Below are 24,768 nucleotides of genomic sequence, written 5' to 3'. Positions count from 1 at the left end.
CAGATCCTTTATTCAAATGGGTTTGCTTCTTTAACTTGCTTGGGTGAGTTGTTAGTAGGCGTGCTGGTGATGTATGAGAGCCCAGCCATAATGATCAGGACAATGCCAAGACCCAGCACGACACGCGTCATCCACTTTGTGGAATTGGTAGGTTCTGATGATTTTTTCTTCATCGCTTATATTCCTTTTGCATCTACAACCAAATCACGAGCATAGTTTTCAATGGATATTATGGACTCGCTGAAGTCAGTTTCGATCTGCTGGAAAGATGCTAGCGATAGCATCTCTTCCAGATCGCTCTGTTCGGTACCTTTGATCAATGACAGTGTTTCTGCAGCCATAACACTAAATCGCTCAAGGTCCTTAAACTCGCGTACTTTTTCTTTAAATGCTTTGTGACTAACAGCGGCCTTATCCATGTTTTCCAGTACTACTACATAAGCTTTTTCAATGCGTTCCAGCATTTTAAGTTTTTGCTCGTAGGCCGGCTTGCCCGCATTAGTTGGGTCTAACATTGAACGCAGTTGTTCAATCGATGCCCCCATACGATCTCGTGCGGCCCGTGCAGACGCAAGTTTTTGCTCGTTATCCAAAACAATACTGTCAAGCTGCGCCACTGCATTTTTTCGAGCTTCTTCCACCATCGACTTGATCTGATGATTCTTGAGCTTTTGCTTAATGACCGGATCCATCGCTTTCAGATATTTCAATCCAAAATACAGCCCGGTGCACGTAACAGCGGCAAAAGCCAGTGCCGCTACGCCCGCAATAATCTGGAAAGCGATGATGCCTACGCCCACAATCGAGCCCAAAGCAAGACCGCCAAACACCAAATTACGTCCGGTATTGGTAATGGGTGCCTTCCGCATGGTTTCAATTCGACTGAGCGACGAAGAATTTGATTGCAACACCTGATGAAACTTGGAATCAGTCATGTGTCTACCTCACTATATAGTTAAACCGTTTATAGTTAAAAGACAGGTTCAAAATCAGTTTTGGCCTGGTTGGTTCGGATCAAGGGTCCATTACGAAGCGCTTGCGCATTTGATCATTCGCCCTCAGCAATGATCCAGCCAGGCCGTAATTGCTTCTTTCAGTTCGCCCATCGTTTCCGCTTCTTGAACAGCCTGTCGTATAGCTGCTTTCACTCTAGCGCGATACTCAGCTTCCAATATCGATTTGGCTTCATAAAGGCCACAGCCATGCTGTTCACGATACGCTCGTATTTCAGCTGCGCTTACTGGGTTCTGGGGTACGTTTATCATCAACCATCCTCCTTCCTTAAGTGCTCTCCTTGAGTAGAGCAAGCAGTGCTCTAATACTCACTATAGTTCCCATTGGGATTTCACGCAAGTCTTTTTCACAATATCCTTGCTCTGCTCCGGGTTACGCCTGCCGATTAATCCACATGTCTCGGTAGACCGCTCTTGTTACGGGGTTCGGGTGGACATTCATCAATTGAAACAGTTTCGCATCGGACATGACCATGGTGGTGTCGATAGCCTTGGCCGCATCAGCCAAATCATTCTGATGCGAAACTGTTTCACGCGTTGATCTAAGACAATCGTGAAAATAGCAATCGGCCGTTTCATTTACGGTCACACGACCCTCAGCCTGAGGATGGCCACACAAAACACCAGCATGTACATACCCCAGCTGTTTCTGTTTGCACACATCCTCTTCCAGCTTTAATACGAGCTGCTGCAGCCGCTCCAGTTCGCTTGCCGCTTTACGTGCGACACAAGCGACCGAGCTGTGTGGAAAATCTGCCACTATGTCTCGTAGTTCATCCACTATGTTCATCACTGCCCCCACTTGAGTTGATGCTATGTACTCTGTTGGCCTCATTCGCCAACCACGCTTGCACCTCCGCACCAGACCACAATTTCCTCAGCATTACCGGAAATTTCAGGTTACCAATTACTGCAGCATCATGCTGGGCAAGCACGCCGTACAGGTTGTTCATCAACCGCACATGCTCAGTCGTTGGGTAGGTTTCAACGTCCATGCCATAATTGTTGAACGCTTCAACAGCCAATGCGACGGCAGCCATAAGCCGATCATTCTCTGCCTTGAGCCTCACGATCTCCTCTTCCAGGCCATCCACTGCATAATTTGCCATTATCACGCCTCCTGACTTTTGCTTTCATCATTACAACGGCAGTAGGCTCCGTAGGCGCCACATTCCAGTTCGCAGCTTTCTTTGGATGGCTGCACCTCCTTGACTGGCTGGCGTAGTTGATTGGCGCGAGAGTGCAGCAGTCCAAGGTGTGGGCCATCAAGATGTGGGTAGTTGGTATGCAACCACTCGATCTCCCTATCAATCACCTCGGCATCGTGCCTGGCCATGGATTGTTCAACACTCTGACCACCAGTGCCGTTGAAGTGACGAACAGCAGCGACGCAAACGTCTGCAATGCATGATTTGTTTGGTAGCGCACCGACAGCCATTGATGCCGCCATAGACAGGTTTTCACAATGCGCCGTCAACTGATCGCGCTCACAAATAACCTGCTCAACCGCCTTGGCCGGTGTCATACCATCAACCATCTGTTCGTTTTCCAGCAATGCGGAAACGTGTCCCAGAATAACGCTGTAGTTGCGGAATCGCTCCGCTTCGGATTTCAGTCGCTCAATTTCTTTAGCCGCCAGCGCCAGCATGGCGGGCTCATCGGTATGCCCCTCTGCCGCCAGGCGGCGAGCCGTAGCATCCAGTTCTGTTATCAGATCGTTCATATTGCATCCTTTTTCATTGAAGCGGCGCCCGCCTGCTCACGTACTTGGTTCACCAGTTTTTTGCTCGGCATTGCGAACTGAGTAGGGGGGGTAGATCATCCTCGTTCTCGACGGCATCGCAGAGTTGTAGCGCCAGCGCTTCCTGCTGGCCAAGGCGCTGCTCTAGCCGCATACATTCGGCATTGATCATGCCGATCTGTTCTTGTGCACCCGCCGTGATCTCGGCGCCCTGGCGCCGCCTGCGCTCTTCGGAGGTCTTGAGATTTTCACGCAGCCGACGGCATTCCTTTACCAGCTCATCGGCCAGATGCCATGGGGTCCAGTAACCTTCCGCCATGGGCACGGTCAGTGGCTGCTCAGGGCCACTCCAGCGAATACCGTAGCGCTGGAGGCCTTCGCCTTCAGCGGGTAGGGTGGCAGTTCAGGCGTGGCGCCACGTAGCCGGGCAACCTCAACCTGCAGATCGTAATAACCCTTGCGACTATATCCGGAGTCACATGTTTTCATGGGATTTTTCCTTTTAATCTGTGTCGGCACCCTGCCTGTGACAGGCATTTTATTGCATCCGTATTAGTCTTCATCCAGCATGAGACTGCGAGCCTCGACTAATAACGCACGCTCTTCCGGATTTGCAACTTCCAATAGTTCGTCAAAGCCACCGGCCTGAGTCACAATGTCCTCAAATGCTCCGCCGTAGATAGGCAGTCGGCATAAGGCGAACAGTATGCCGCGACGGAATTCTCGATATTCGTCATCGCTCATGGGTTAATCCGCATCGGATTTGTTGCGCAATCTGGCAGCCCAATATATCAGTATCAGATCTCGATCCCCTTCGCTGAAATAAACACCATTATTTCGCAGCTTGTTTACAAACGAATCATTCAGCCCCAGATTGGGATTCTGCTCTATCTGATTGGCAATCCATTGCTTGTCCTTCGATGACACAGGAAACATCCCTGCAGCTTTTAATTGGGTAAGCAAAACTGTTCCACAAAAGATCGCCATCAGCACAGGCATGACGGTTCGCACCACAAAACCATCCTTCGGTTTATGATGATCGTATGTTTCGATTTTCATGAGCTTCCCTCATCGCCGTGACGCCCCGGCTACTGCAGCGCACTTCACATGCAGGACAATCAATATATTTATATTCGAGTGCATCCAATATAGTTTTATAGAGCGCATCTGTCCATACCAGAATTAAAAAAACCTGCTTTGTGAGCAGGTTTCTGGTTCGGGAGGGTTCGAGCAAAACAGTCTCGACTACGGTGAAGGCGAAGGTGTCCTTACGCTTTCTGCGAAGGGATCAGGGTCGCAAGAGAGATCAACTTCCATTTCCTCCAAGCCCCCCTCAACCGACTCATCCACAATATTGCCTTCTATCAGCTGCGAATAATCATCGAAGGTCAAATGATCAATGTTGCGAATATCCGTCGCTTGCTCCCAACCGGTTGCATACAAGCACTCATCATGAACTTCAGCAGCCTCACGCTCATGCAGCGCGATGAACAACGGGATGTCACGTGAGCATTCGCGTTCCGCGACAACTTGCTCTCTCGCTAATTCCGATTCAATAGCGGGTAGAAACTCGTCCTTCACCCGAATGGGTAACGGACAACCCCCGCTATCCTGCTCAGGCGTAGCATCCGCTTTGATCGCGACAATGACCTCGGGGATTTCATCCGCCACATGCTGCAGCGAAATCATGTGAACGAACTCGTCCTCCTTTGGCCCAGAGGTGCCAAGGCCCAACGGAAGGCCCATCAGTTCATCTCCGTATAAATACACAACAAGGCCGCCGAAATAGGCCGCATAGTGAGGCTGTGTAGCGAGGGTCTCAATCAGCGCATTACGGCCCACTCCCTCGTCAATGAACTGTTGCATCTGTTTCGCCAGGCTGGGTTTTTCGGCGAGCGCATGACTGGTTTTGACCACGTCCTCCTTATCGAAATCCGTGTCCTTCCGAAACGCCTCAGACGTATAGCCTGATGTTGCATACCGAGGGGTATACCCTGCATCGATCAGGTGGTTAATCATCAGATCTTTGGCGGCTTCCTGGGCCCGGGCAATACGCTCGGCCATCACCGGCATAATCGCATCCTGGTACTGATCATAGAAGTCGTAGTCGCCCAACGCGAGTGATTTCGGATCAAACCCTTCAACCGGTGCGATGTCGACAAACACATCGGTCTCCCACCCACCTAGAAAAACGTTAACCAGGTCATGGTATGCAATGTGCTCTGCATCACCTCGCCACATGGACATTTCCGGTCGGTCCGGATCGGGTTTATTGAAACCGGCAGACGTCAGCACGTGTATCAACTCCCATCGCAACTCGTCATGCTGATCTTCATCAAAGTCAGTTGTCTTGATTGTAAAGCCTTCGTGCCCGTCGTCCGGGCGCCATGCACCGATACCCATAGTCTGCATCCTCAATAATGTATTTCTAAACAACCTGTAGCAACCGGTGAAACCCTCACATACCCAGCGAGGGCAACTGGTCCTTCTGCGCCAGTGCATCGTCTGGCTGTGGCTCGATCATGCCAACCCGTAGGGCCTTCACTGTCTTGACGCTATCCAGCGGGAGATCGTACCGACCTTCCTCCGTATGAAGATCGAACACCGCTTGAGAATCCAGACCACTTCGGAAGCAAAACAGGGTTGAGTCAACACTGTCCCGCGCCTGCTCGATCTGCAACTCATCGGACAGATGCGCAGCACCGCCACCCAAACGCCCGCCCTGACCGTGAATATTGCAGATGATCGTATCACCCGCACAGGTTTCAATTTCAAATACAACGGCCATTGCAGCCTCCTTTCCTACCTTACATTGAAAATCCGGGTGCCGAAGGGCGCACACGACCAGCCAACTCATCCGATTCGGTTTGCGCCAGCTCGACTGCGCTGTAGTACAGATCGCGTGATAGCTTATTCATGTGATCGTCAAGTTCAGCAATACTCAGATGCTCAACTGGCTCCCTCAGGGCCAGCCCGGCTTCCTTCAGCAGGTCCTGATCATCCACAGCATCATCAGCACCCGCTGACTCGACGGCTGTAACCCAACGATCAACAGCCTCCTGAGAGGATATACCCTGGTGGTCGAAGACCACATGTGCCAACACTACCGTTTGATTCATAAGCTTCTGAATCGCCATGGACACCTCGGTCAGAGCCATGACCTCTTCCGCTGGCAATTCACCTTTGATCCGCAACTGTGGCCACCAGGTCTTTCGATCAAGATAGGGCCGGTTTGGCTCACTTAACTGTTGCGCCATCTGCTTCGCCTGCGCCAGCGCACCGGCATACGTGAACTGCGCATGATCCAGGATCAAACCTGGCATGCTCGCCCAGCTAATACCTTCGTATTCTGGTGCCAGTGTATAGCCGGCATACTGCCAACGGCTGATGCATTGGCGGATCTCATCGTCTGAGTTACAACTGGCCAGCAGCCTTTTGCACTCGTCACGCTCTACAGGATTGCCTTCGGCTGTCCTGAGAAACTGCCTGCAGGCAAAGACCAATGCGGCACTTTGACAATCGTTGTCATTGAGGCTGTGCATGAAACGCTCCTTATCGATTTAAATATCGGACCAGTCGAGCAGGTTCTTCACCTTACCCTCCGGCGCCAGCGGATCGACCTCCTCGGCGGCGAAACCCCTGCGATCTTGTGCTGCATACCCGCTCAAATACGCATCGGGCCGGGCATTGAAAAACAGGTGTGACAAGTGTTCCAGAGGTTGGCGCTCAACATCACAGGCAATCTTTAGATCAACGTACCCACGTGATTCAAGCTCTTCCCTGTGCGTAATTGCCTGGTTTACGGCATCCCGCCCGCGGTACACGTGTGACACTGCACCTATCACCCCGTGGCGTCCGTCAACTGTGCACTGCGTCCAAGGAACCTGAACCGCGTCATATTGGGCATCAATCCGAGTCAGTAGTGATATAGCTGTTTCACGCAGCACGTCAGCTGCCGTAGTGGGACGGTTGAGCTCATGATCCCGCGCAGCTATCAGCGCCAGCGTTTCATTGGCCAGCTGCTGCAGTATATCCAGTGCATCGTCACGCTGCGAGAGGGCTGATACATACTGCTCACGTATAAAACCGACATGCGTCAGCAGATCCGGTAGGACCGATACAACACAACGCTCAGTGCACTTCGTTGGACTCATCTGCAATAACGTCAATAAGGCGTCCGTTGCCCGATCAAATAGCGGGCGACCTTCATACTCAGCACTGAAGGAGGCCTGCGTCAAGGACTGTTGCTGCACCGTTATGGACAGTCGACCCGGGTCAAAGCTGTGACGCAAGGTTTCAGTATCCGGTGCATGAGGTACATCCGCTTTCAGTACGCGGCAGACCTCACCCAGATGCTGGATCGTCCGCGCAAGCGTGTACCCGTGGGGCGTTAATCCGCGCTGTAACGTCGATTCCCCGTCAAGCAATTCGCTCGCCGAACGAGATCCATCCATAGGACTGGTTGACGCCCATTTTTCCAGCTCCTGGCCGATCGCCGCCATGGCATAGAGCGTATGCCTCTGCCTCCGGTGATGATCCTCCAGAAGCCCTACACACAGAGGGCCTCCAGCCTCTTCCAACGCAACGCGCTTGGCATGCTCATCGAAATAGGCTGCATTCAGCGTGGCATACGCCCAGGCGCCCGTTGGATAACGCTCGCTCGACAGTACACGCTGATCAACGGCACCGGCCCAAAACATGTACCGCCCTTTTTCGATCGCATCGACCAACTGCTGCTTGAGGTCATCCGATGGCTCATGCGCAGCCCTGTGCTTGCCAGACTCGGCGTCCAGGCGGGCAGCGAGCAGGCCCGCTATGTCTTTTCGCATGGTGCGGTTAGGATTATCACCGCTCAAACTTTGGTACATTTTGGAAGCTGTAGAGTGGAGAGTCATTGGTACTCCTTTAAGCGCTTACTTGATGTCCGAAGGCCATTACCACAACCCCGGCTGTACCGGCTCATGACCAGTAGGCGCCAGCGGATCAACCTCGTCTTCATCACGAAGGCTGGCATCTGAAGCATCAGTCGCACCCTGCTCGCGCATCAGGTTGGCTTTGTATTCCTCGGCCGTGAGTGGTTTTTTGGGCGCATCAACGGCCATCATCTGATCCACAAACGCATCCGCATCGCCTTTATCCGGTTGATGTACCGCCTCCTTTGCAGCGCTATCCGAGCTCGTTACAGACAGAGGCGCTGACGCCTCGGGTTGAGCGGCAACAGGTGCGGGCGCCACTTTAACGGCCGGCTCTGCCGCAGCGGGAGCTGGCGCGGCAGTCGATGCACTCACCTCTTGCTGAGCATCACGCTTGAAGATTTCGAATCGGCTATTGCCGCTGGCCACAATGTCAAACTGTGCTGGATCGCTCTGACGCGCCACCCAGCCAGTCGCTTTCTCATTGGAGCCAAACCACTTCACCGGCTCCATGACCGCGACATCTCGCAGTTCCGCTGCCGGTACCGGTTCAGGTGAGGGTTTCACCACGCTTGCGTGCGCTTGGTCTTCAACGGCGACCTGAATCTGGGTAGCCGCCAGGCGATCAAACAGGTACATGTTGAGGCTGTCGATATCGGCCGCAGACAAGTTACGCGCATCCAAAGACTGCTCGAACACGGCGAGGTTGGTGGTATCACCGCGCGCAGCGGCTTCCGTGATTGCGTTTTCGAGAAGCCAGGCATGCATCCGCATCATAGAGGCGTGTGAGCGGCGCTCGTTGGTGAAGTCGAGCTTCGGCACAGCTGAAGATACCGCCCCAGACGGCAGTTTTACCCGCTCCCCTGTTGTCAGTGTCAGATCGCCCCGGGCGTTCGGTGCAGTCTCGACCTGCTCAGTGCTATGGGTAGCACCAGCATCAGCTTGATTCAAAGCACGATCGACTATGCGCTGGATGCGTGCATCGATTAAGGTGTTCTGCAGAGGTGTCAGTCCCCACTCAGGGAACCCGCCTACCGCCTCAAGGCCGCTGTTGTATTGATCGTACAGTGAGTTTTTCAACACCCACTGTGGATCAGCATAACCATCGTCCACAAGCGACTGGTACTCTTGGTAGAGAGCACCAGGCTTCAGAGCCAATCGCTCTTCAACCTGATCCAGCATGCGAGCAAATCCTGTCTCGTTCAGAGAGCTAGTCGCTCCGTCACGTGTGCCGCTCTCAACAGCCGCCAACTGATTCGAAATGCCACTGCCTGGCCTCAAGTCGGGGTACTCATCCTGTATGTGCTGCGGCACAGGAAGCCCCTCTGCTAGAGCCTTCTCAATCACATCACGATGATGCACCGGCGTTTTGATGCGCTCATCCAGAGTTTCAAGCTCCTCGGGGGACAGCGTGATATCCCCGTTGGCGGCCTTGCGGATCTGATCTGACGCAAACTCAGTGACCGAGAATGTTAAAAACATCAGTCTCTCGTGATTACGCACGGCCTCATTTGCTGAATGCTTGGTAAAGCGCGTTTGCCCGGTGTTTGGTCTGACTTTTTCACGCTCGGATTCCCACTCCTTGCGTGTCATTTCCCAAGGCTGCTTTTCCATCGGCATGCCCATATGGTCCTGATCATCACCGGTTGATTGTTGAGCTTGGGCATATTGCGGATAATCCTTTAACACAGCCTCCGGCAGTGTTTCGCCGCGGCGAAGCGCATTCTCGATCGCCATGCGGTGGAATTCCCGCACGTTTCGGACGGTAGGGCCCAATTCGCCTTTCTGGTGCATGCTGAGCATCTGGCTGTACGTCTTCTCCCACAAACGGAAGTCGGGCATCAGGTAGCCTTCTACCCCCTTCTCGTGCACGCCAATGAATGAACGCAGCCCGTCATACCCCTCGCGTGACACAAGGTCATCGAGTGCAACATTCGAAATGCGGCCCTCAGAGCTATGTTCCATCAGCAACTCGAACCAACGACGCTCAAGGCCTTCAATGTAACCACCTCGCAGACTGTCATCATTCATGTAGGCGTCCGCATAGATGTCACGCGCTATTGCCTGCTGAACCCATGCCTCACGGGTGAGTTCCCACGCCGGTTTAGGATCACTCATATCGACTCCTTGTGCCTGGGTATCAGCAGCCGAAGGGGTTTCTCTGGAGTCTGTTGTCTGATTCTCACCAACCTCAGACTCAGCCGAAACACTCTCAATCGTGGCGCGGGCTGGCGCAGGTTCAGCGTCAGTCGATTGGGTGGCAAGATGATCAAGTGGGCCCGTCTGCATCGGCACCGGCTCCGGCTTTGTATTTTGCAGGTCTGGCAAGGCGGCCGTCATCTCAGTTAGCCGTGAAACCTCAAGTGACCTGCCCAGTAGCAAACCATCGCTTTTACCGGACTGTTTCTCACCGGTAAGCTCGCCATACCCGCGCTGGGTCATATCATGCTCAGCCACGGTGAAACCATCCGTTGTCTGCTCAAGAATCGAAAGGCGCTCAATGGTGGCTGGGTTGATCTGGTCCTTCGGCTGCGGAATGTACAGGTCAAAGTAGCCTTCGCCGCCATGACGTGCCAACCGTCCGCGCAGCTGGTGCAAGCCGGTCAAACCGTGACGATCAGCACTAATGACCATCAAGCGGCGCAGGCGCGGCAGTGTCAGCCCGACTTCGATCACCGTGGTGGAGATCAAAATGTCAGCTTTGTCGGCTTTCATGTCCGCGATCACATCCTGCTTTTCCTGGTCACTCATCTGACCATGCAGCAGACGCACACGCCCAGGGAAACGTTTTTCCCATGACTCGTACATGGTGATTGCGGATTTACGCTCATCGGCCTCGGACACCGGTTCCGCATCATCACCGGAGGGCTGGTTTTCTTTCAGCGGATAGACCACCGCCAACTGGTGGCCGGCTTCAATGGAGGCAATAGCATCCTGAAACAGCTCGGCACGATCTTCCTGGTATCGCAGGCGGGTGTGCAGCGTTTTCTCCACATGCCCCTTAGTGAGCATGGACAGATCCATAACGCCAAACTGGAGCAAGGCTTGAGAACGCGGAATGGACGTCGCTGAAACCTCAAGCAGGTGACCACCGCCGGCCGCCATCTTTTCTCGCTGAGCTTTACTGAACTTGTGCTGCTCGTCGGCAACCACAAGATCACGATCGCCGATGGCGCGGTTTAATAACGCCGTGGTGCCCACCAGCACCTGAGTATCACGGAGGTTTTCACGCTTCTTGGTGTCACCGCTGACCAATTTGATATCAAGGTCAGGCCAATACTCCGCCATTTCACGGAATACCTGCGTGGCCAGATTGATGTTTGGCAGCATCACCACACAGCGAGCGCCAGCGTCTGCAGCCACAGCCACAGCAGTGCCATAGACAGCCGTCTTTCCGGTACCAACATCGCCGGACAACAGACGGCGCATAGCCACAGGCCTGCGAAGGTCTTCGGTAATTTCGGTAACCGCCTTCGATTGCTCATCCGTCAAGGGGTACGGCAAAGCGGCGGTGCGTGCTTCAAGCGCTTGCGTGTTCAGCAGCAGTGGCTCACGCACCACCTGTGCACCGGCCTCCTCGCGTGCGCGAAGCAGCATATCGGCCGCTGCAAGTCGCTCCAGCGCCTCATGCGCCTGCTCACCCTGTGTGATGGTCTCAGGTAAGTGAGCCATCCACAAAATGGACTCAATCGAGTTGAACTGGCCGGCGGCCTTCGCCAGCTGCAGCAGATGGGCCTCATCCCCTAAGGGCGCCAGCCGTTCAATCACTTGCTCGGCCGCCTCCGTCATATGCTGAGGAAGCAGTGCAAGCTGGCGCTGGCGCACCAGGTCAGGACCAATTACACCGCTTTTGCCCGGGTACACCGGCCGGGCTCGACCGGCCCAAGCCGTCTGGACAACCTCATCAAGCCGGAACTGTAACTGGCCGTTATAGGTATCCGTCTTGCCCTTCATCAGGTACCGTTTGCCCACCACCAAATCACGGGCCTGCCCGGTATCACCGAAGAGCGTCACGCTGGCCTGAACACCCCGGCCATCTTCAATGAGTAAATTAGCTCGGGGCGGGCCTTTTTGAAATTCAAAGGAGGGCTGTGACACCACGCGGCAGACCAGTGCCCCACTGGACTCAGGGCTCATGTCATGCAGGCTGTCGGTCAGAACAGAAAAATCGTCCCAACGGCGAGGCAGCAGAAGTGCAACCTTCCACGGCTCATCAACACCAAAAGCCGAGAGGCGTCCGATTGTATTTTCAGATTGGGGTATTTCTGCTGCAGAGGCCATGAACACCACCTTTAAATATTTGGTTTAACTGGCTATGATAATAGCAAAGCGGAGCGAGGCGTTCCAGAACATCGTGCACGAGGGCGCCGCCACAAAAAACCTTTTTCACAGCAGTGAGAGAACAGTGCATGGATACCTTTACTCAATCGTCCATCGATGCAGACGTGTTTGCACAAATGAAATCGTTTCAGAACTCCATAGCCATTCAGTCCGATCATCCTTGGAAAGATGCGGAGTTCGCGGACAATCATGATTACCTAGATCTGCGCGTATGGCGCGCGCTCACTCCTGAGAATACTGATGGCCAGCTCAGTCGATTTGAGCTCACCTACGATGTGAATGAGCGTACCATGTACATCTCGTTCAACCTCGGGGACGAGGGTAATCTGAACACCCCCGAAACCCTGGGCACCATCACGTCCGAATACCAGAATGCCATTGCCGCAGCGAAAACGCTGATCAACAACTGCCATCAGCTCAATATACCCATCCAGGGCTCAGGCATTATCGAAGTCTACAAGGCAGATCTGCATGCGGACATTCAAAGCGCGATTGCAGACTCGGTACCCGACCGGGTCGATATCGAGCTTGCTGAGCCTCAAATGGCCGGAGCGGATGCGGTGGATGTGCCTTCTTCTGATTCGACAACCCATTACCGTGCGCTTAGCCTCTCACGTGTGCGGGACGGGGAAATTATTGCGACCGATACCCTACTTTTTCCCGCTGACAACATGACTGAGGCTGTCACTGTAAGTGGTTTCATGTCGGACACCGTACGTCAGGATGAAATCCTAGTCCCTGAGGGTTTTACTCCTGAGGACGATGAGGATGATCTATTGGCAACGGCGCCAGCGCATTCTGTGCCGTCAATATCTTAAATCCACATGCCGCGATCCGATGGACGCGGCACTCAACCTCTTGAACAGGTGTACACATGTCGAAACCAGACCATCAACTCAATGCTGAAGAGCTGCAAGCCAAATACGAAGCGCTGGATACCAGCGAAGGATGGGCGCAACATCCTCGCTACGAACGTGAGGATTGGCAGCATGAAGCCGCTGAAGGCAACACTCAACTCGGATACTGGGATTGGGTTATGCATGCCCTGGAGGCAGAAGCGGTCGACGAAAAAAAACCTATGTCTACGCCAAACGAAGCCCAGCTTCGCGTTGAGCCCGCCATGGTCAACACCCTGCTGGCGGCGCTGCGATTCTACCAGGAAGCCGGCATGGGCGACCCTTGTAACCGCTCGGATCATATTCACGCTCTTGCAACCGACGATAACAACGATACCTCGCTGGATGATGAAGGTATCGATGAACTGTGTGAAGCGCTGAACTGCGGGGATCTGGCGCTGATGAACCCTCGCGTATCGATGCCAGACTGGCGCCCAGATGATGAGCTTCCACCCTCCCTTAAAGGAAAAACCGGCTCCATCGATATATCGAAGATCGCTAACGGCGACATCGAAATCACCAGCCCGCTGGGTGAAAAGACTATGTTCTCACTTGAATTCGATGCCGGTGTATCACGCATTCACGTATACCCGCCTGATGCGGAATCACCGACTGAATACAGCCATGATGAATTTGCCGTTACGATTGCCTCTATGCCAGGGGAGGTGCTTGTGCACAATCAGTACGGCAATGGTTTCCTCATGCAGATGGACGAAGAGAATCCTGTCCAGGCACCGTACTATGACGGGGATGAACGGCTGGAAAGCCTCAGCGCATCAGAATCAATGGTAGACAATGAAGACCCGCTGATGCAGACAAGCCAAAGCCCTTCACCCTCAATGTGACTGAGGAGGGGCGCACCGCTAGGTGGATAGAACAGTACTGTCTCACCTAGCGGATGCTCTTCATGATCACCCTCCCAAGGAAGGGGAACTATGAGTCACTTCTGCAACATCGTCTGCAGCGTGCTCACCATCTTTCACAGCCATCGATTGCCAAGTCGTCTGACCGCCTTGCTGGAGCTCAACGAAGGCATTACCAAACTTGGACCCATCGTTACGGCTTTGGTGATCCACGATCTCATAGCCCCGATCATCCAGATAGACATCGCGTTCCTGAATTTCGGCTGCGGGCTTCGCCAAACTTTGCCAGTCTGCGGTGGCGGCCTGAGGCGCTGACACGTGTTCATCGATTGGCTTGGCCAGCGACTGCCAACTGGGTGGCTCCGTTGGAGCAACAGCAGCATCTGCGTTCTTACCACCGATAAAGGGTTTATCAACCACATCCGTCGTCAAACTTGCTACCGAGAGCGGCAGTGACACGGCCATGGAGGCATCACCCCCTGCCAGGCCCGCTACGCTGTGCAGTGCGCCCCGTGCAACCGTCTGCCCGAATTGACCGGCCCGGGTTGTAGCCGGCTCATCGAACATACATCCGTCACCCACATTCGCTACGGCGCCTGCTGCGAGTGAGGCGCCGCTGGTGTACACTGCTACACCAATATTGGCCAGCTTACGCAGCGACAACCCTTCATTAAATGGGTTGATGGAATTGAGGGTATTCTTGATGCCCCCACCTACGCAGTTAGGACCCCCATCCTCTGAACTTGATGCGGACGATGGGGCAAACGCCTGATAGTCATCGGTTTGAAAGACATGACCTGCATTCGCTGTAGGTACTGGTTCGACCGTCTCGGCCGCCTGGGCTGCGCCTCCCGCCATTGCCCCCGCCACCGTGATGGCGATGGCCGATTTCTTGGCCGCATCACTCAACCGATCCAGCGTGCCATCCGGCAGCGCACCCGCGGTGATATCGCCGTTGCTCACGGTATAACCAAAGGCTTTCGCGGAATGAAGGTTTTCCAGTGTTTGTTCAGACATGGGACATCCCTTTCGGTATTTAGGCCACCGGCTCTGGGCTGGAAGGCGATGAACCTGTTGTATCCGAAAGGGTTGCAAAAGAGCGCAATGTGGCGTCCACGCCTGAAGATGAACTGGCTATTTCCTGGAACACATTTTGAGCTTGCGGACGTTTAATATCTGCCGGCACGCGATCGCTTGCATCACCGAAAAGATTAATCCCTGCCTTAATCACGTCCTTGATCATACGACGGTCACGAGAATCCTTTATACCAGAATCGCGCGCACAGTTATCAATGACCCTGTCAACTGCACGATCTACGATGCGCCAGCCCTGCGCATCATTGGTTTGACGCAGTCGATCCAGCTTATGAAGAGAAACCGAGCCATCACGATTCATGGGGTTGACCTGCTGCGCTCCGCTCCGCACTCCATCGTTCAGACATGAGGCTTCGGCCGTATCCATGCCGCCAGCGCTAAGCGCAACAATGACAGCCAGCCCTACCGCCGACTTGCGAGCGGCATCTTTGAGTCGTGATACCGCGCCCGTAGGCAAAGCTTCAACGCTCATAACGGCCTCTTTAACGGTATAACCCAATACATTGGCGCGCTGTGCATTCTGTTCTTGAGACATGTTGGAATCCTCTTTAACCCAAAGACGGTGATGATGTTCGAGATACATGGTCGACGCACTTGTTAGCGTCGTCATCGGCTTCTGATTGAGCCAGTGACTGCCAGGCAGCGGGTGACTCAAAGACACGTGAGAGCGAGGAGCCTTTACCATGGCGTTGCTGAAAATCAGGCCCAGCGGGTGAATTAGCAACAGTGACCCTCTGGGGTTGTCGACCCTCATGCAACGCAAGGAGCTCGCTGCGTCGAATATCGAACCCCTGCACAACTTCGGTGCCTGATTGCATCGGCCTGTCGTTGATCAGTGCACGCAACGGATCGATAGGTGCATACTCCAATGATCCGTCTGCAAGCGCTCCGGTGGGCAAACGATACTCAAAATGAAGATGAGAACCCGTTGATCTCCCGGTGGAGCCGATATCGCCGATGTAGTCACCTTGCTGTATGCGGTCACCTACTCTGAGATCAGGAGCGATGCTGTTCATGTGCATATAGAAGCTCAGGGCCCCATTATCATGTTCCAGGACCACATAGCGGCCTGCATTAGGACCTACCGCGGTGGTTTTTACCCGGGCATCACCCGCTGCCAAGATGGGCGTTCCGGCTGGAGCCGCAAGGTCAATGCCGTTATGGTGTGAACGCTGACCTGTTACAGGATGAATACGGTAACCAAACTCACTACTCAGCCGAAAGTCCTCGCCGAGCTCGCCCGTCACCGGTAACGTATGAAACACATCCTGACGCAAAGGGACACCTGTATCGGCATGATAGAACCCAGCCGAACCATCCTCACTCGCATATTGCACAACGGACAGCGTGTCTTCACCCTGCTGCTCAATTGAAAGCGAATGGATCATCTGCAGTGGGTTTGTTTGCTGCACCGACAGATCGGCGCTGTACGTCACCGTATCACCAGACTGTAGTGAACTGAGATCCGTATGCCATCCCGCCACACTGGACACCGCCGCAATGGCATTGCGATCCCAGCCAGCTGCAGTTGCGTCAGTATAAAATCCCTGATCAATGGTTAAGGACACCATCGTCAATTCATCCGCCGGCACCGGCTTGTAGGGCGCAAGCTCAAGAGAAATCGCATTTCCCGCCCCATCACCGCCGTACTGCTTCATGAATCCTTCAATCGTCGCACCCGTCAGCGTTTCTACCGACTGTATGGCAGCATGCAGACTGCGGTCCATATCGGTTGCAGTATCCGAAGGCGCATGCCCACGATGGGCCTGTTGAACAGCTCTTCGCACTTCATCAGGGGTTGGCAAGCGACTTTCTGTGACAGCCGCATGATCGCCACGCATGCGCGCCTCGATTGATTCTTTGGAAAACCGGCTGGACGTTTTACCCTCTGCCTGACGCTGCTCAAAGGCAGCGTAGGCTTCCGGAGAAAAGCGAGGATTGGCTTCTGCCGGATTCACCGCCAGGCCTCCAGCGAGGGCAATAGACAACATAGATGTCGCTGCTGCAACACGAAGGCGATCAGTCGCATGACTGCGCAGACGGGGATCAGGCTCTGCCTGCAGGTGTCCGTTGTTCACTGAGTATACGACTACTTGCTGGAGATCCATGGAGCCCTCTTAATCAGTATTCAAAAGGGAAAAGCACCGTGCAATCCACGGCAACCTTACCGGCTTGCCGCCACAACTGGAAGGTACTTTGGTTATGACGCCCTGAACCAAAAAAGCATTCAGATCTCGTTTGTTCAACATCTAAAGACTCACATTCGAATAGGTTTATGCGTAACACCTGGCCCTTTGTGGGCTAGAGGGTCGTCACCATGTTCAATACCGGCTTCCTGGGTTGTAACCTGTGTCCGATTACGCATGTATTGAACGGCCTCGCTGAACGATTTGAACGTATCTGCCGCATCCGCTGACGGCATAACCTGCGTCTTCTTCGCCAACGCATGAAATGCCGCCGTATGGTCCGCCCCCTCTATGCGATTGACCCAGGCTACAATCTCTTTGGGTCGACCTTCATCCAGCACACGCTCTTCAATTGCCTGTAGCTGGTCTGCATTAAGATAGCGGAAGGCCACGTGGGCAAAGTCCATCTGATCTACGTAATGCTCAGACTGAGCAACGACATCAAATACACGATCGAAGTCGATGGTCTTATTCAGCAAGTCGTTATGAATCACGGCCGCTACGGCATAGACCAGGTGCTGACTCTCACCGCGTTCAATTAGGCGTTCAATACCCAGCTCTACCAGCTCAGGAGACAGCTTTACCCGCCCCTCAAGGTGAAGAATGCGTTCGATACCTTCAGGACTGCCGGTTTCGATGATGGTTTCGATGGCTTGGTTAACTGCATAGGGTGCGTTCTTAAGCACCCAATCAGAACTGAGTGCTCTGAGAGCGGCACGTTCATGGCCATCCGCCAACAGCGCCATAAGCACCGTATCAGCCGTATTACCGAGAACCTGTAGGTTGCCACGGTTAGCATCATCCACAAACTCAACCAACTGATCCGGTGTGGCAGACGCGATAAACTCTTCGACCAAGTTATTCTTGATGGACTGAAGTGCAGAATTTTCAAGTCCAGCTTGCTGGAGGTCACTTATCAACTTCGCCGCTTGGAGCTGCTCGTCGGGATTTCCGTTCTTGTGGTAATGATCAGCGGCCTCAGAGGTCATACTGACCAGCAGAGTTCGAAGCGCTGGATCAGCAACGTCACCTTGAGTGATGGCTAACGAGGCCAAGGGTAATACATCATCATACTGACCACGATGCAGGGCGGCGGCGGCTTCAATTGCAAAGCGTTCATTGAAGGATATCAAAGGCACTACCGGGTCCGTCACCTCCCCCCCTCCGATCAAGCCCAGCTTGGTTGCCATCCTGTGCATACCAGGCTGCCCAAAAACCGCATCGTAATGATCACTGCTCATTTCTTCAGTTTCAACGGACGTTGAATCAGTAGCCATCGGCAGTTGATGAACAACCGCCGTGGAAGCAGCTATTCCCCCTGCCACTGCAGCGGTCGCAAGCACAACGCCTACTGCATTCCGGCGTACCACTGGCGGAATTTTCTCAACCGCCTGTTTAATCATGCGATGAACATTAAATCGTTCGCGAGCGGACGCCAGGCATGCCTCACCATCTCGAATGGTTATAACCTGTCCCACATTGTAACGTGACGTTGACATTTTTTTACCCTCTTTTAATCAGCGACCGCTCGCGCGTATTATCGAAACTCCAGCGGGCAGCGCAGCAAACCGTTCTCAGCAACCAGGTAGAGATGGTCAGTTCCGTCAGGGAAAAAGTCCTTCTGGACGCCTCGGAACTCCATTAGTCGCATACGCTCACCCCTTTGGGATTCAACTTCGATAAAGCACGAACTATCCACTTGAACAGCCCGAAGCTTTTGTTCGTATTCACCCGGCACCTCAACCGGCATAGGATCATCGCCATGCGACATTAATGTCAGCGATTCACCTTCCTCGCCTTCCACCTCTAACGGAGCGAGGTGAAATTCCAAAAAAACACGAATGCCTTCTTCGTTAATTGAATACATTTTGCTTACCCTTTTTGATTGCAATGAACCGGCACGGGTGCGCACCGTACCGGGGTTTGAACTTTATCCCATGCCAGGACCATTGTTGGACTTAGTCTGCACCAAGTCTTCAGCCCGAATGGCAGTCTTACCATCCAGTGTCTGAGTCTCAAGGGCACCCAGATCCAAGGGACCGGACGCTTCACCCATATCGAACAGACTGGCATCCATTCCTGTAGCCTTCATGACGATCGATGCCTGCTCGATCGGATCCATCAGATCCATGATTTCAAGACCCTGGTGAACTACACCCAACATGGAGTCTGGTACGAGGTCAGCAAAACCCTCGGACTCCATCCCTGTCTGAACATTTTCAATGTCAGACAGCATATGATTCTGCGCCATATCGAAACCCGACCAGCGAGTCGCTGATACGGCTCCCATCAATACAGCCATGACTCACCTCCCACGCCTTTCGGCATCAACCTAATCGCTCACGCCAGTAACTCACGCGACACTCACAGAGTGATTATAGCCGAAAATATTTTACGGTTAAACCAAATCTGTTTATCTACATTGCCAAACGCTCCTGATGTGCACAGGCAGCAATAGGATCACCATCAAACAGGTCAACCTCTTGATCAACATTGGCTTGTTGGGACACCTCTAGCGGCACACCCAACACAATAGAAAGCCCCGCTGCCGTCTCGCCGATCTGCTGAACCAGATCGGCGCATTCCATCGGACAATCAGCAACAGTCTGGCCGTTGACGCTCAGAACACACCGCAACCCCTCATTATGCAGACTGATGACCGCTACCTGTGCATGCTCTTGATCCATCGCATGTCTCCTTTTTAATTGGTGGTTTGCTAATCGGTTATACCCAATATAGACTAAGCATCCATACCTACGCTAGTATTGCGAGACAATAAAACTGTATTGCGCACTCAAAAAGGAAACCACTTATGTTCAAAAAAGCCTATTTCTACGCTGCAACTGATATGGAGCAGTGGCCCGCACTTGACGATGAAGCCACGCTCAGCGAAAACTTGTCCGAAAAAGCCTTCAAGGACTGTTCTGCCGGAAGCGCTATCTCATACGGGTGGATTCCACCGTCACCGGCCATGCAGGATAATCAGTTCGCCCGAATGGTCGAGGGCAACGCCCTGATCACGCTACAGATCGAAGAGAAAAAAATTCCCGGCTCTGCACTCAAAAAACGTCTCAGCGATCGCATTTCTGAAATTGAGGCTCGGGACAGCCGCAAGGTCTATGCCAAAGAAAAGCGTGAGCTGAAGGAAGAAATACAGATTGATATGCTGCCGCGCACACACAGTACGTATACCACCGTAAATGCGTTATTGATGCCCAAACACAACGTGATCGTTGTAGAGCACACCAGTGCGAATAAAGCTGAGATGTTGCTGAACCTGCTTCGTGAAACCTTTGGCACCCTGCCCGTTGCCCTGCTGCAGCCTGATGTATCACCCGCATCGGTGATGAGTCAGTGGCTGGTAAATGAACAGTTTCCTGAGGAGGTGCATGCCGATGTACTGGGCAGCGTCAAGCTGACCCAGATTGATGCGGAGGGCACCAGCACGATCACCCTCAAAAATGCCGAGATCTTTGCCGATCAGGTCAAGGACTATCTGGCCAGCGGCTACGGCGTGACAGAAATTGCGCTGGCCAATGAAGATATGCTGTTTACAATTAAGGATTCGCTGGTCGTCTCCGGCATTAAGCCTACAGACGTACTCAAAGATGCCATGAATGCGCAAACCGAGGATTCGGATGCGGAAGGTGATGAGCTTCGCCTTGCAGCATTGGATGCCGACATCGTACTGGGGAGCGCTGCCATCGCTGGCCTCTACAAGCAAATCAACACCCTTTTCTGTACGGGCAGTTAACATCCGCCTGCAGGCCGCCTACCCGGCGGCCTTCTTCTCTTCCCTTAAGCCAGCCGAAACACCTTCCTCAGATCCACCCTTAACCACCGCCGGCGTCACCTGCGAGGCTTCACGCTGCCGCCAATCCGGTAACACACGGTCCAGACGCTCAAAAATATCGGGATGGGTCGACATCCATTTCCCAAGACCTGTGGCACGTGACAGAAAACCACTTTTCACACTGAACGGTTTCGAGAACATAAAGTGGCTATTGGCGGTCATCAGCACCGAGGAATGTCCTTTCTTTTGACGCCCGGCACTGTACTCACCATTTTGAAGACTGATCTTCCTCAAAGCGCCGGCGATGCCGAGTTGAGAACGCGTGTACTGAATGGCTGTAGCATCCGCTAAATGCTCTCGCTGCCGACTGACAGCCGCCTGTACCATGCGTCCTGCCCACACCCCCATCCACCCCAATATGATCAACAGGATACCGGCTAGGACGATCCTTGCGTCCCGCCGACTACCGCGCATCAGCAACTCCCCGATTAGGGCTATTGCCATCAGCCCTTTTAACAGGGCAAGAACGCGTATATTGAGTGTCATATCACCGTTGGTGATGTGACTGAATTCGTGCGCAATCACGCCCTGAAGCTCTGCGCGACTGAGCTGATCCAATGCCCCTTGGGTGACAGCGACAACAGCCGAATCCATCCGCTTACCAGCCGCAAAGGCATTGATCATGGGATCATCCAACACATACACACCTGGCACTGGGACGCCTGCTGCAAGTGCCACCTCCTGAACAATGTTCATGAGACGTTGTTCACTGGGATGATCCGGCGTCGTTATCAAGCGGGCACCCATAGACTCAGCCACCTTCGCGCCGGCCGCACTGCTGCCCAAACGTAAGTAGGAGATGACTGACGTCAAAATCATGATAACCATGATGCCCCAGATAACCGGGTGCATCGTCAGAGCCAACCAGAACGCATCGCGCCAAAACGCCACCGTTACCAGCCTCGCGTATGAAACACCTTGACCTGAATCGCCAATGGCACCGATAAAGATCAGCAGCGCACTGAAAAGCACCACTACGCCCAGAGAAAGCAACAATATCAATCCCACATACAGCGTTAATAGCTTGGCTGTTTTAAAGCGGGCCACGTCCTGGTGTTGAAAGAAATTCTGCATATATCACCCGTTTTTTTTGGCGTATTGGCGGCTCTTTTGGCACTGTAAAGATCACGCGTGTAGATGACTCGGTCATCTCCATATGGACACGGCCGCCTTTTTGCTCAACCATGCGACGCACCAAAGCCAGGCCAACGCCGGTCCCCATCTCATCATTCACGCCCAGCCGTTCGAACAGTTTAAAAACATCCTCATGCGCTTCTGGTACCGCCGTTCCATTATCCTCGAACACAAAGCGAACCCACCCGTCTTCTATGGGCTCAGATGTAATCGTCAGTCTCAGCACATCCTCCGGCTCCGCGTGCTCGACTGCGTTATCCACCAAAATATTGATTATTTGAGCAAAATAGTTCTCAGGAAAAAAAACGGACTCCGAACCGGCACGCCATTCGATCTCTGCCTCTATCCCGAGCATTTCCAGAACACGTGCCGACATACGCACATCCTGAAAGATGCGATCCGGATAAATGACCTCAGATGCGGATTCATGTTGATTCAGACGCATGTACCGTTGAAGATCGCGGCATAGACGGCTGATACGCTCTGATTGAGACTTTATCACCGATACCGATCGCTGTAGATCATGGTGCTGGCATCCGTCACACGCATTCGATAATTTAGTTGCATACACAATGAGTCTTCGCAGAGGCTCCTGAAACTGATGTGCTAACACCTGTGTAATACGGTCTGTGTCCTGCGCATGTTTCAAGAACCGGTCGCTCAACATTCGGTAACGCTGCTCAGCCTGACCAAGACGACGCATGAGTACCCAATAGCGGCCACCCAACATCACCAGCATGCACAGTAGAATGGCTGACAATGACTCAAACATCGGTATTTTTCACCTTACAATGCGCCCCGGCCGAAGGCCAATCGAACTCAAAACGCGTACCCGTTTTAAACCCGTTTGAGTAGCAACGAATAGAACCACCTAAGTGCGTAACAATTTTGTGGCAGATTGCGAGACCAATCCCCGTCCCCTCTTTCTCTTCACTTTGCCGAGTGAAGGGTTCGAACACCCACTCCAGATTTTCCGGCTCTATACCCATCCCATTATCCATCACGATGAACGTGACAAAGCCAGGTGCACGCGAAGGCTTCCATTGGATATTCAGTACGAGCGTATGGCCCGCACGGTATTTGATGGCATTTTGAACCAGGTTTTGGAACAGACGCAGGAGATCAGAAGGCTGGCTCATAACCAGTGGCCATGGGCCGCTCTGAATCCTAACATCCGCTCCAATCTCGGACAGTTCAAATGTCAGCAAGCTCATCACCTCTTCCAGCGCATCACGGCTGCAGAATGACTCTGTCACGGGCGGCCGAACCCCGCCGACACGCGCGTAGGTCAATAGGTCTCGCAGGATTGCGTCCAAGCGGATGACGCTTTTGAATACATGCTGCAGCAAACTATGTTCATCATCGTTTAGTCGGCCACCTGCTTTCTTCCGCAAAAAATGGAGGTACGTGTTGATTGAAATAAGCTGCTGGCGTATGTCGTGAGCCGCAGCGGACGAAAAACGTTCCAGCTCTTCATTCGTTTGCTTGTAACGGTCAACCTCGCTATGAGCCGTATAAAGCGTCTCTGCATACTCGTTGATGACTGACTGAAGCTTTCCTATTTCACCGTATCGCTCGACCGGTATCGGTTGCCGATCGCCTTTAATCTGCTCACGCATCGCTTGAATAGTATTACGTACTTGCAAAGTGAACTCGCGGCTGTACACCATGGCAATGAACCACATGACCGTCAGCGAAACACCCAGAATCACCATCATCTGCTTGAGCAGGAGATTTGCAAGGCCTACCTCAGCCTGCTCAGGTATTGCAAAGGCCATATCCCACCCCAGTGCTTCGTAATGGTACACATACATGACGGATGCGGCGTTCATGATCTGATCATCCAAGGGGCCAATACGCGTCAGCCCTTTAATGCCCCCCCCCGAATCAAGATGCTCAAAAACAGGGTTCAGCCAAGTGTTTTCAGCGCGTAGAACATCATCCGCTTCCGGGCAGTCACAATCAGGCTTGGTGAATCGCTTAAATTTCTCGTCCGGATACGAAATAATTCGGTGCGCTTGATCAAAGACCAGAGCATATCCATCTCGACGCTGGGCAAACTCATTGAGGGAGCGGCGAATATCTTCCAGGCCAACATCCACTGTGACTACACCGAGGAAGGCATCAGCGGCATCATACATAGCCACCGAACATGTAATCATACGCATCTGCGTGAACGGGTCGGTATACCCGGCAGACCATTCACATTGCGCGGATTTGTTCATCTTCGGTGGCGACACCACCGTGTACCAGTAGTGACTCCAGTAACCCAATGGGTCGTCCTTATATCCGTGCACACGCTGAAATTCACCATCAACATAGCCCCAAAATAGGGGCTCCTGAGGATCAGCGCCAGATGAACCGGATCGTGCCGGCCAGAAGCCACCTCCTACAACAAAATCACCTTGTCGGCTGCGCAACAAAATAGGCAAAAGCGTTTCCGCAAGATCGGACCCTGCATCCGCCGCCACGACGCCGGCCATCGTTTGCGATAGCAGCCCAACTTCAGCAAGCCGGGCATCCAGATAGGCAAAGATCACCTGCTGGTTATCATTCAGGGTGCGTTGTTTCTGCTCCACGATCATCGGGCGAATGATGAGCGCTACAGCAACCCAGGCAAGGATCAGGGTGACAACCATCGCTATTAAGTAGCCCATTGTCACACGACGGGAGAGTCTTGAAAGAAACGGCATACGGTTGCACCACGCTTTGAGAGTATTCATACGATTGTAC

Annotated in this window: 28 protein-coding genes; 3 read left to right on the top strand and 25 right to left on the bottom strand. The window is 53.3% G+C overall.

The features are described from left to right. Nucleotides 1–8: 8 nt before the first annotated feature. The 15 genes from ACAM29_RS20380 to ACAM29_RS20310 form a co-directional block, all read right to left on the bottom strand. The gene (locus ACAM29_RS20380; RefSeq protein ID WP_369625413.1) at nt 9–173 is read right to left on the bottom strand and encodes a hypothetical protein; all 165 of its coding nucleotides are present in this window, start codon (nt 171–173) and stop codon (nt 9–11) included. Nucleotides 174–176: 3 nt separating this feature from the next. Next, a complete protein-coding gene (locus ACAM29_RS20375) occupies nt 177–935 on the bottom strand; it encodes a hypothetical protein (protein WP_369625412.1) in 759 nt (252 codons plus the stop codon). Nucleotides 936–1,058: 123 nt separating this feature from the next. Further along, nucleotides 1,059–1,265, bottom strand: coding sequence for a hypothetical protein (locus tag ACAM29_RS20370; RefSeq protein ID WP_369625411.1), 207 nt, complete (start codon nt 1,263–1,265; stop codon nt 1,059–1,061). Between the two features lie 121 nt (nt 1,266–1,386). Then, the gene (locus tag ACAM29_RS20365) at nt 1,387–1,794 is read right to left on the bottom strand and encodes a hypothetical protein (protein ID WP_369625410.1); all 408 of its coding nucleotides are present in this window, start codon (nt 1,792–1,794) and stop codon (nt 1,387–1,389) included. Beyond that, nucleotides 1,787–2,122: a hypothetical protein gene (locus ACAM29_RS20360; protein ID WP_369625409.1), complete on the bottom strand. Its 336-nt coding sequence runs from the start codon at nt 2,120–2,122 to the stop codon at nt 1,787–1,789. Before ACAM29_RS20360 ends, ACAM29_RS20365 begins: the two co-directional genes overlap by 8 nt. 2 nt (nt 2,123–2,124) lie before the next feature. Continuing rightward, nucleotides 2,125–2,736 carry a hypothetical protein gene (locus ACAM29_RS20355; protein ID WP_369625408.1) on the bottom strand — a complete coding sequence of 204 codons (612 nt, stop codon included), beginning with the start codon at nt 2,734–2,736 and terminating at the stop codon, nt 2,125–2,127. 49 nt (nt 2,737–2,785) lie between these two features. Beyond that, entirely contained in the window at nt 2,786–3,079 is a 294-nt protein-coding gene (locus tag ACAM29_RS20350; RefSeq protein WP_369625407.1) for a hypothetical protein, read from the bottom strand. 2 nt (nt 3,080–3,081) lie between these two features. After that, nucleotides 3,082–3,243, bottom strand: coding sequence for a hypothetical protein (locus ACAM29_RS20345; RefSeq protein ID WP_369625406.1), 162 nt, complete (start codon nt 3,241–3,243; stop codon nt 3,082–3,084). 63 nt (nt 3,244–3,306) lie between these two features. Further along, nucleotides 3,307–3,498: a hypothetical protein gene (locus ACAM29_RS20340; RefSeq protein WP_369625405.1), complete on the bottom strand. Its 192-nt coding sequence runs from the start codon at nt 3,496–3,498 to the stop codon at nt 3,307–3,309. A gap of 3 nt (nt 3,499–3,501) precedes the next feature. Next, a complete protein-coding gene (locus ACAM29_RS20335; protein ID WP_369625404.1) occupies nt 3,502–3,813 on the bottom strand; it encodes a hypothetical protein in 312 nt (103 codons plus the stop codon). A 186-nt stretch (nt 3,814–3,999) separates the two neighbouring features. Next, nucleotides 4,000–5,157: a hypothetical protein gene (locus ACAM29_RS20330; RefSeq protein WP_369625403.1), complete on the bottom strand. Its 1,158-nt coding sequence runs from the start codon at nt 5,155–5,157 to the stop codon at nt 4,000–4,002. A gap of 55 nt (nt 5,158–5,212) precedes the next feature. Beyond that, a complete protein-coding gene (locus ACAM29_RS20325; RefSeq protein WP_369625402.1) occupies nt 5,213–5,542 on the bottom strand; it encodes a hypothetical protein in 330 nt (109 codons plus the stop codon). 19 nt (nt 5,543–5,561) lie between these two features. Continuing rightward, nucleotides 5,562–6,296 (bottom strand): hypothetical protein, encoded by a 735-nt coding sequence (locus ACAM29_RS20320; RefSeq protein ID WP_369625401.1) that lies wholly within the window; start codon nt 6,294–6,296, stop codon nt 5,562–5,564. 18 nt (nt 6,297–6,314) lie between these two features. Then, nucleotides 6,315–7,649, bottom strand: a complete 1,335-nt coding sequence (locus tag ACAM29_RS20315) for a hypothetical protein (RefSeq protein ID WP_369625400.1) — start codon at nt 7,647–7,649, stop codon at nt 6,315–6,317. A 39-nt stretch (nt 7,650–7,688) separates the two neighbouring features. After that, nucleotides 7,689–11,948 carry a DEAD/DEAH box helicase gene (locus tag ACAM29_RS20310; protein ID WP_369625399.1) on the bottom strand — a complete coding sequence of 1,420 codons (4,260 nt, stop codon included), beginning with the start codon at nt 11,946–11,948 and terminating at the stop codon, nt 7,689–7,691. Between the two features lie 128 nt (nt 11,949–12,076). Between ACAM29_RS20310 and ACAM29_RS20305 the strand changes: the two genes are divergently transcribed. Both ACAM29_RS20305 and ACAM29_RS20300 read left to right on the top strand, forming a co-directional pair. Then, on the top strand, nt 12,077–12,826 hold the full coding sequence (locus ACAM29_RS20305; protein WP_369625398.1) for a hypothetical protein: 750 nt from the start codon (nt 12,077–12,079) through the stop codon (nt 12,824–12,826). Between the two features lie 56 nt (nt 12,827–12,882). Further along, nucleotides 12,883–13,749: a hypothetical protein gene (locus ACAM29_RS20300; protein WP_369625397.1), complete on the top strand. Its 867-nt coding sequence runs from the start codon at nt 12,883–12,885 to the stop codon at nt 13,747–13,749. 66 nt (nt 13,750–13,815) lie between these two features. On the opposite strand, the gene ACAM29_RS20295 is transcribed toward ACAM29_RS20300, so the two are convergent. The 7 genes from ACAM29_RS20295 to ACAM29_RS20265 all read right to left on the bottom strand — a co-directional run bounded on the left by ACAM29_RS20295 (nt 13,816) and on the right by ACAM29_RS20265 (nt 19,735). Further along, complete coding sequence (locus tag ACAM29_RS20295; protein WP_369625396.1) at nt 13,816–14,784, bottom strand: hypothetical protein; 969 nt, start codon at nt 14,782–14,784, stop codon at nt 13,816–13,818. A gap of 19 nt (nt 14,785–14,803) precedes the next feature. After that, nucleotides 14,804–15,397 carry a hypothetical protein gene (locus ACAM29_RS20290; protein WP_369625395.1) on the bottom strand — a complete coding sequence of 198 codons (594 nt, stop codon included), beginning with the start codon at nt 15,395–15,397 and terminating at the stop codon, nt 14,804–14,806. A gap of 13 nt (nt 15,398–15,410) precedes the next feature. Continuing rightward, nucleotides 15,411–16,970 carry a M23 family metallopeptidase gene (locus ACAM29_RS20285; protein ID WP_369625394.1) on the bottom strand — a complete coding sequence of 520 codons (1,560 nt, stop codon included), beginning with the start codon at nt 16,968–16,970 and terminating at the stop codon, nt 15,411–15,413. A 149-nt stretch (nt 16,971–17,119) separates the two neighbouring features. Beyond that, nucleotides 17,120–18,547 (bottom strand): hypothetical protein, encoded by a 1,428-nt coding sequence (locus ACAM29_RS20280; RefSeq protein WP_369625393.1) that lies wholly within the window; start codon nt 18,545–18,547, stop codon nt 17,120–17,122. A 38-nt stretch (nt 18,548–18,585) separates the two neighbouring features. After that, nucleotides 18,586–18,915 (bottom strand): hypothetical protein, encoded by a 330-nt coding sequence (locus ACAM29_RS20275; protein ID WP_369625392.1) that lies wholly within the window; start codon nt 18,913–18,915, stop codon nt 18,586–18,588. A 63-nt stretch (nt 18,916–18,978) separates the two neighbouring features. Further along, nucleotides 18,979–19,350 carry a hypothetical protein gene (locus ACAM29_RS20270; protein WP_369625391.1) on the bottom strand — a complete coding sequence of 124 codons (372 nt, stop codon included), beginning with the start codon at nt 19,348–19,350 and terminating at the stop codon, nt 18,979–18,981. Nucleotides 19,351–19,465: 115 nt separating this feature from the next. Further along, on the bottom strand, nt 19,466–19,735 hold the full coding sequence (locus ACAM29_RS20265; protein WP_369625390.1) for a hypothetical protein: 270 nt from the start codon (nt 19,733–19,735) through the stop codon (nt 19,466–19,468). Between the two features lie 125 nt (nt 19,736–19,860). Between ACAM29_RS20265 and ACAM29_RS20260 the strand changes: the two genes are divergently transcribed. Continuing rightward, nucleotides 19,861–20,802, top strand: coding sequence for a recombination-associated protein RdgC (locus ACAM29_RS20260; RefSeq protein WP_369625389.1), 942 nt, complete (start codon nt 19,861–19,863; stop codon nt 20,800–20,802). Between the two features lie 18 nt (nt 20,803–20,820). On the opposite strand, the gene ACAM29_RS20255 is transcribed toward ACAM29_RS20260, so the two are convergent. Genes ACAM29_RS20255 through ACAM29_RS20245 form a run of 3 tightly spaced genes read right to left on the bottom strand, consistent with a single transcriptional unit; the run spans nt 20,821 to nt 24,758 of the window. Then, nucleotides 20,821–21,975 carry a M48 family metalloprotease gene (locus ACAM29_RS20255; RefSeq protein WP_369625388.1) on the bottom strand — a complete coding sequence of 385 codons (1,155 nt, stop codon included), beginning with the start codon at nt 21,973–21,975 and terminating at the stop codon, nt 20,821–20,823. Beyond that, entirely contained in the window at nt 21,935–22,807 is an 873-nt protein-coding gene (locus tag ACAM29_RS20250) for an ATP-binding protein (protein WP_369625387.1), read from the bottom strand. The genes ACAM29_RS20255 and ACAM29_RS20250 overlap by 41 nt, the downstream gene beginning before the upstream one ends. After that, nucleotides 22,800–24,758: an ATP-binding protein gene (locus tag ACAM29_RS20245; protein ID WP_369625386.1), complete on the bottom strand. Its 1,959-nt coding sequence runs from the start codon at nt 24,756–24,758 to the stop codon at nt 22,800–22,802. Before ACAM29_RS20245 ends, ACAM29_RS20250 begins: the two co-directional genes overlap by 8 nt. Nucleotides 24,759–24,768: the final 10 nt, after the last annotated feature.

The organism is Marinobacterium sp. BA1 (assembly GCF_041155135.1).
Lineage (GTDB): Bacteria > Pseudomonadota > Gammaproteobacteria > Pseudomonadales > Balneatricaceae > Marinobacterium > Marinobacterium iners.
The sequence above is the reverse complement of the archived record's forward strand: the minus strand, read 5'-3'. Positions and strand labels throughout refer to the sequence as shown.